This window comes from Citreimonas salinaria (assembly GCF_900107235.1).
Taxonomy (GTDB): Bacteria; Pseudomonadota; Alphaproteobacteria; order Rhodobacterales; family Rhodobacteraceae; genus Citreimonas; species Citreimonas salinaria.
The window spans coordinates 102,091-109,136 of the sequence record NZ_FNPF01000014.1 but is presented as its reverse complement, the minus strand read 5'-3'; the positions used below and the strand labels follow the sequence as shown (position 1 = coordinate 109,136).

6 protein-coding genes are annotated in these 7,046 nt (G+C 66.2%); all 6 read right to left on the bottom strand.

The features are described from left to right. A partial coding sequence (locus BLW27_RS15600; protein WP_143042294.1) for an IS5 family transposase occupies positions 1 to 527 on the bottom strand: 527 nt, incomplete at its 3' end. Between the two features lie 637 nt (positions 528 to 1,164). Beyond that, complete coding sequence (locus BLW27_RS15595) at positions 1,165 to 2,184, bottom strand: aldose epimerase family protein (RefSeq protein ID WP_089884598.1); 1,020 nt, start codon at positions 2,182 to 2,184, stop codon at positions 1,165 to 1,167. A gap of 21 nt (positions 2,185 to 2,205) precedes the next feature. Then, a complete protein-coding gene (xylA, locus tag BLW27_RS15590; protein ID WP_089884595.1) occupies positions 2,206 to 3,507 on the bottom strand; it encodes a xylose isomerase in 1,302 nt (433 codons plus the stop codon). Further along, the gene (gene xylB, locus BLW27_RS15585) at positions 3,504 to 4,943 is read right to left on the bottom strand and encodes a xylulokinase (RefSeq protein ID WP_089884593.1); all 1,440 of its coding nucleotides are present in this window, start codon (positions 4,941 to 4,943) and stop codon (positions 3,504 to 3,506) included. The genes xylA and xylB overlap by 4 nt, the downstream gene beginning before the upstream one ends. Then, positions 4,943 to 5,722 (bottom strand): ATP-binding cassette domain-containing protein, encoded by a 780-nt coding sequence (locus tag BLW27_RS15580; protein WP_089884616.1) that lies wholly within the window; start codon positions 5,720 to 5,722, stop codon positions 4,943 to 4,945. The genes xylB and BLW27_RS15580 overlap by 1 nt, the downstream gene beginning before the upstream one ends. Then, positions 5,722 to 7,017, bottom strand: coding sequence for a sugar ABC transporter permease (locus BLW27_RS15575; RefSeq protein ID WP_089884591.1), 1,296 nt, complete (start codon positions 7,015 to 7,017; stop codon positions 5,722 to 5,724). The genes BLW27_RS15580 and BLW27_RS15575 overlap by 1 nt, the downstream gene beginning before the upstream one ends. Positions 7,018 to 7,046 lie beyond the last annotated feature (29 nt).

Sequence of the window (7,046 nt, the reverse complement as noted above, 5' to 3'; positions counted from 1 at the left end):
GGCAGGATCGGACTGTCGCCGTCGCTGCTGGGGGTGAACTCGACTGCCCGGATGTCCGAAGTGGCGGTATCCATCGCCAGGTGGACCTTGCGCCACTGGCGGCGACTTTGCGGCCCATGCTTGCGGGTCTGCCATTCGCCATCGCCGAGGAACTTGATGCCGGTGCTGTCCACGAGGAGGTTCAGGGGACCGTCGGCAAGGCGGTAAGGGAGCTGCACAACCAACGTCTTCTGTCTGCGGCACAGGGTGCTGAAGTCGGGGACGGACCAGTTCAACCCCGCCAGCCGCAGCAGGCTGGCCACCATGCCCGCGGTCTGCCGCAAGGGCAGCTTGAAAAGCACCTTGATCGAGAGGCAGAACTGGATCGCGGCATCGGAGAAGACGGGAGGGCGGCCGAGCCGACCTTCATGCGGCGCCAGCCAGGCCATTTCCTCTACCCAGATCAGCATCGAGCCGCGCTTGCGCAACGCGGCGTTATAGCTGGACCAGTTCGTCGTGCGGTAGCGGGCGGGAGGAGGCTTGCTCATGCGACCCGTCTAACCGCAGGGATTCGCGATGTGAATCGCCCGCAGTCAGAGTTACGCAACAACGCCGTGTGGAACGCATCCGGATGCAGTTCGTGCCGCTGAAGTTCTTCAGCGAGTTCGAGCACGATCGGGACTTAAACGCGCTTCGAGCCGGCTTTCTTCGGCGGCCAGTTCGATTACGCATGGCCGCCCCGCAGGACAATATTGCGCGGGGCAGACATCGACCGGCTCGCAAAATGCATAATCAATTGCTAAGCGTCCTGAGACGCGCCAAGGCCGTTCCGATTTTTTGAACCGGGTTCGGCTTTCCCAGTTCCCGTAACCTGAAAATCAGACCCAGAGGTGGGAAGATAAAAGGCGCGGCGAACGAGGAGCCGTGTGAGTTCCGCAGCCGCAAAGTCTGCGGGGGATCGGACTTCGAAACCACAAGCGATACTTCCGGTTTCATCGCGGGGAGGTGGTGCCGCTCGATGATGACCGGAACCATCCGGGCATAATACTTGCGTCGCAGGGCAGGCGGCGGCGCCATTTCCTGGGCCGTATCGACTGAGAGGCGATCGATCAGCGTGTGCAGTTGTTCCGCCGCCCGTCAAAGTGCACGCTGCGCAGGTGCCTTGCAATGCTGCACTTTTTTGTTTCAGCCGAGCGTTCGGACCGAGAAGCGCGTGATCTGCCGGAAAACCTGCCCGGGCTCCAAGGTGATGTCGGGAAAGCGGGCGTGGTTCGGAGCGTCCGGCCAGAACTGCGGCTCCAGCGCGATCCCGGCATTGGCCCCGTAGGCGGCGCCGGCGTGGGTTCGATGGTCACCCGAATCGATCAGCGCACCGTCATAGACCTGAAGCCCCGGCGCGTCCGTTTCGATCTCGAGCTGGAGCGGGCCTCGGGACAGCGTGGCGACGGGGCGCATCCCGGTCCCGCCGAGGCAGAAATTGTGGTCGAGCGCCACCTCAGGGTTCACCGGCGATCGTGGCGCGGTGAAGTCGAAGGGGCTGCCGGAGACGGGTTCCGGCGCCGAGGGTATCTTGTCGGCGTCGATCGGAAGATAGTGGGCGGCGGCGACCGTAAAGCGGTGATCCTCCAGGCCTGCTCGCGGGGCGAGGGTCCAGTAGCTGTGATGAGCCATGTTGCAGAAGGTCGTGGCATCGGTCCGGCCCTCGATCGTCAGCGCCAGTGCGCCGGTCTCGTCCAGCCGGTACTCGGCGGTCAGGTCGAGATTGCCTGGAAACCCGTCCAGCCCGTCCGGCAGCCGGATGGAGAAGGTGCAGCCGTGGTGATCGTGCCGCTTCAGCGACCAGTTGAGACAGCCCGACCCGTGACGCCCGCCGTGCAGCGTGGTGCGGCCATTCTCGTTCCGGTCAAAGTCCAGAACCCGCCCGTCCAATTCTGCGCGGCCGCCGGCGATGCGGTTCGCGACGCGCCCCACGATGGCGCCGAAATAGTGCAGCGGGCCCAGGTAGGCCTCGAAGTCCGGGCTGCCCAGCACCAGCGCGTGCGCAACGCCGGCGATACGGAAATCCTGCAGGCTGGCGCCCCACGTCATCAGCGCCGCGTGGGTGCCGCCGTTCTGGATCCGCGCCAGCAGCACTGGCGAGCCGTCGGGCGCCGTGCCGAAGTGCTCGGCGCGGCGGCCGGCAGGCGTGGCGTATGCGTCACTCATGGTCCACTCCTGCCGGCCGGCTCAGACGTAGCGCATCACCAGGTTTTCGAGGATCTCCTGCCGGCCCGACTTCGGCTGCGGCACGATCTGCTCGCGCTCGACCCGCGCGGCGATCTCGTCCAGCGAAGAGCCGAGCATCGCCTTCGCCTCGTCGCTCTCCCATCCGGCGTAGCGGGCAGTGCGTGCCGCTTCCAGCTTGCCCTCCTCGAGCATCTTCGCGGCGGCCTTCAACCCGCGGGCGCAGACATCCATGCCGCCGACATGCGCAAGGATCAGATCCTCGGCGTCCAGCGACTGACGGCGCAGCTTGGCGTCGAAATTGGTGCCGCCCGTCTCGAAGCCGCCCATCTTGAGCACCTCGTAATAGGCCAGCGCCACCTCGGGCACGTTGTTCGGGAACTGGTCGGTGTCCCAGCCGGACTGGTAGTCGTTGCGGTTCATGTCGATCGACCCGAGCATGCCCAGCGACGCCGCCATCGCAAGCTCGTGCTCGAAGCTGTGGCCGGCCAGGATCGCGTGCCCCTGTTCCAGGTTCAGCTTCACGTCCTTGTCGAGGCCGTAGCGCTGCAGGAAGCCTGCGACCGTGGCGACATCGTAGTCGTACTGGTGCTTGGTCGGCTCCTGCGGCTTCGGCTCGATCAGGATCGTGCCCTCGAACCCGATCTTGTGCTTGTAGTCCACGACCATCGAGAGCATCCGCGCCGCCTGGTCGGCCTCGCGCTTGAGGTCGGTGTTGAGCAGCGTCTCGTAACCTTCGCGCCCGCCCCACAGAACGTAGTTCTGACCACCCAGCTTGTGCGTCGCGTCCATGCAGCTCTTGATGGTCGCGGCGGCGAAGGCGAAGACGTCCGGGTCGGGATTGGTCGCGGCGCCGGCCATGTAGCGGCGGTGCGAGAACAGGTTCGCCGTGCCCCACAGCAGCCTGGTGCCGGTCTCTTCCATTTTCGGGCCGAAGTAGTCGGTGATCCGGTCGAGGTTGGCGGTGTTCTCGGCAAAGGTTTCGCCCTCCGGGCGCACGTCGACGTCATGGAAGCAGAAGAACGGCTGGCCGAGGATGCGAAACATCTCGAACGCCGCGTCGGCCTTCATCTTCGCGTGGTCCATGCTGTCGCCGAACCACGGCCTCTGGAAGGTCTGGCCGCCGAACGGATCGCCGCCCTCCCACGCGAAGGAATGCCAATAGGCGACGGAGAAGCGCAGATGCTCTTCCATCCGCTTGCCCATGACGATCTCGTCGGGATCGTAGTGGCGGTAGGCGAAATCGTTGTCGCTGTCGGGCCCCTCGTAGGCGATTTTCGGGATTCCGGCGAAGAAGTCGGTCATGTCAGTCCTCTGATCCTGTCGCGCGCCTCGACATAGCGGGCGTGACCCGCGGCGAAGGCGTCCTTGAGTTCGGGGTCGGGTTCGAAACTGCGGGCGACCCGCGGCTGGGTCGCCACTTCGGCCCCCTGTTCGGTCGCCGCCATCAGGCCCAGCCGGGCGGCACCAAAGGCCGCGCCGCGCTCTCCGCTGGCCGGCACCGAGACCGGCGTGTCGAGCGCTGTCGCGATCGCCTTGAGCCAGTAGTCGGATTGCGAGCCGCCGCCGACCGCCAGAAGCGAATCGATGCGGGTGCCGGTCGCCGCCAGCGCGTCGGCGCAATCGCGGATGGCGAAGGTGACGCCCTCGAGTACGGCGCGCGTGGCGGCGGTGCGGTCGGTGGCGTGTTCCAGCCCGGCGAATGCGCCACGGATCGCGGCGTCGTTGAGCGGCGTGCGTTCGCCCCCGAGATAGGGAAGGAACAGTCCGCGCCCCGGCGCCTGGAGCGCCCCGAGTTCGCCGGTCAGCGTCGAAGGGTCGGCGCCGACGAGACGGGCGAACCAGTTCAGCGAGTCGGTCGCAGAGAGGATTACGCCCATCTGATGCCAGCTGCCGGGCAGGGCGTGGCAGAAGGTGTGAACCGCGGTCGCCGGGGCAGGGCGGTAGCCATCGCTCGCGGCGAACAGGACGCCGGAGGTGCCGAGCGAAACGAAGGCCTGTCCCGCATGGACTACGCCGACGCCGATGGCCGAGGCGGCGTTGTCCCCGCCGCCGCCGGCGACGACGACGTCGTTCCCGAACCCCCACCGGCGCGCCAGTTCGGTGCGCAAGGTGCCGGAGACTTCCGATCCTTCCACGAGGCGCGGCATGTGACCGCGCGACATGCCGGTCACGGCAAGAAGGTCGTCCGACCAGTCCCGCGCGCCGGTATCCAGCCAGGATGTGCCGGCGGCGTCCGACATCTCGGCCACGTGTTCGCCGGTCAGCCAGAGCCGCAGGTAGTCCTTCGGCAAGAGGACCTTGGCGGTCCGCTCGAACAGGTCCGGCTCATGCGCCTTGACCCAGGCCAGCTTGGGCGCGGTGAAGCCGGGGAAGACGATGTTGCCGGTGATGTCCCGGAAACGCGGATCGGCGTCCAGCTGTGCTGCCTCGGCATGCGACCGCGTGTCGTTCCACAGGATGCAGGTGCGAAGCACCTCGTCGGCCCGGTCCAGAAGCGTCGCCCCGTGCATTTGCCCGGACAAGCCGATGCCGCGCACCTGCGAGAGGTCCACCTTGCCCGCAAGGCTATCGAGCACGGCCTCGGCCCCGGCGATCCAGTCCGACGGAGCCTGTTCGGACCAGCCGGAGTGCGGCCGCGAGACGTCGAGCGGGGCCGAGGCCTCCGCCAGCAGCGCCTGCTCGTCGTCTATGATGACGCCCTTCAGCGAGGACGTGCCAAGATCGAGGCCCAGATACATCAGGCGGCCTTGCCCGGGTTCTTGCCGAGAATGATCATTCCCAGAAGATCGTCCTCGGTCACGTCGGCCACGTTGACCGTGCCCACGAGTTCGCCGTTCTTCATCACGCTCGCACGGTCGCACATGCGCATGACCTGGTGGATGTCGTGATCGATCAGGAAGATACCCAACCCCTGCTTCTTGAGCTCCTGGATCAGCTCAGAGACCATCTCGGTCTCCTGCACGCCGAGCGCGGCGGTCGGTTCGTCCATGATCAGGATGCGGGCGTTGAAGTAGACGGCGCGGCTGATCGCGACGGATTGGCGCTGACCGCCCGAAAGTGACTTCACCGGGGCGGCGAACTTCCTGAAGTTGGGGTTGAGCCGCGACATGATCTTGCGCGTCTCGGCCTCCATCGTCGCGTCGTCGACGATGCCCATCCTGTTGGTCAGTTCGCGCCCGAGGAACAGGTTCGAGGCGGCGTCGAGATTGTCCGCCAGCGCGAGCGTCTGATAGATCGTCTCGATGTTGTAGTTCCGGGCATCGCGGGGGCTGCCGATGTCGGCCTTCTGCCCGTCGACCAGGATCTCGCCGGAATCGGCGCGATAGGCGCCGGACAGGATCTTGATCAGCGTCGACTTGCCGGCCCCGTTGTGGCCCAGCAGGCCGACGACCTCGCCGGGGTAGAGATTGATCGAGACGTCGTCCACGGCCCGGACGCCGCCGAAGGTCTTCGTGATGTTGCGCATCTCGACCAGCGGCGTGCCGCTGCGGTCGATCGCCGTGCTTTCGGTGCTCATCATTCGGCCCCCGTGCGCTTGCGATAGAAGATGTCCACCAGGACCGCGAGCACGAGGACGCTGCCGACGACGATGTTCTGCAGCGGCGCGTCCACGCCCACCATCGCCATGCCCGATTGCAGCGACTGCATGATCAGCGCGCCCAGGATGGCGCCGTAGATCGTGCCGATGCCGCCCGACAGCGCCGTGCCGCCGATCACCGCCGCTGCGATGACCCGAAGCTCGTCCAACGTGCCGATGTCGTTCGAGTGGAACGTCAGCCGGGCCGAGGCGACGAGTGCGGCCAGCGCGCAGAGCACGCCCATGATCGCGAAGACCTTGACGGTCAGCATCCGGGTGTTGATGCCCGACAGTTCGGCCGCGTCCGGATTTCCGCCGGTCGCGAAGATGTAGCGGCCCAGCCGCGTCTTCCGCGCCGTAACGGTCATGACGATCGCGACCACGGCGAGTAGCAGCACCGAATAGGGGATGCCGTAGCCTGCGGAATGGCCCTCGGGCATCGTCTCGCCGCGTGCCTCGAACATCCGTTCCAACCGCGCCGTCGGAATCTCGTAGGCGTTGAGAAGCGCAATGAAGCCGAGGATCATGGCGGTGATGATCAGCGCGACCAGGACTTCGGCCCAGAGCGGCTTGACGGGGAAGTCGTGGGCAAGCTTGTTGCGCCTTGCCTGCCACAGCGCGAACAGCGAGAAGGCAACCGCCACGATCCCGACGATCCAGGACCAGGTCTCGCCCAGCGTGCCGCCGATCCCGCCGAACAGAAGGAAATTCTCGTCGAGCGGCCCGATCGTCTGGCCGCTGGTCAGGTACCACGCCACGTTGCGCCACACGAGCAGCCCGCCCAATGTGACGATGAAGGCGGGAATGGCCAGGTAGCCGATCAGCATGCCGTGGAAGGCGCCGATCGCGGCCCCGCACACGATCCCGACCAGGATCGCAAGGGGCGCCGTCAGCGGGTGGTTCAGCCCGAGACCCAGCCATTCCGGCGCGACCATCGTCTGCGTCATCGCCATGAGGGCCGAACAGGTCGCCAGCAGCGAGCCGACCGACAGGTCGATGTGCCGGGTCACGATCACGAACACCATGCCGGTGGCCATGATCGCCACGCTCACGGTCTGGATCGTCAGGTTGAAGATATTCCGAGGCGTCAGGAAGCGACCGTCTGTGAAGACGTTGAACACCAGCGCGAGCACGATGAACGCGCCGATCATGCCGAGCAGGCGCGTGTCGAGTTCGAGCTGTTCGAAGAGGGAACGCTTGCGCGTGCCGGACTGGCTCTTGGCCGCGTCAGTCATAGGGATTGCCTTCCGGGGTGTCGGGGCGC

Bases quoted from the DNA above. Each gene is read 5' to 3' on its own strand.
- xylB (WP_089884593.1), bottom strand. From the start codon at position 4,943: ATGTATCTGGGCCTCGATCTTGGCACGTCCTCGCTGAAGGGCGTCATC.
- BLW27_RS15595 (WP_089884598.1), bottom strand. From the start codon at position 2,184: ATGAGTGACGCATACGCCACGCCTGCCGGCCGCCGCGCCGAGCACTTC.
- BLW27_RS15580 (WP_089884616.1), bottom strand. From the start codon at position 5,722: ATGAGCACCGAAAGCACGGCGATCGACCGCAGCGGCACGCCGCTGGTC.
- BLW27_RS15575 (WP_089884591.1), bottom strand. From the start codon at position 7,017: ATGACTGACGCGGCCAAGAGCCAGTCCGGCACGCGCAAGCGTTCCCTC.
- xylA (WP_089884595.1), bottom strand. From the start codon at position 3,507: ATGACCGACTTCTTCGCCGGAATCCCGAAAATCGCCTACGAGGGGCCC.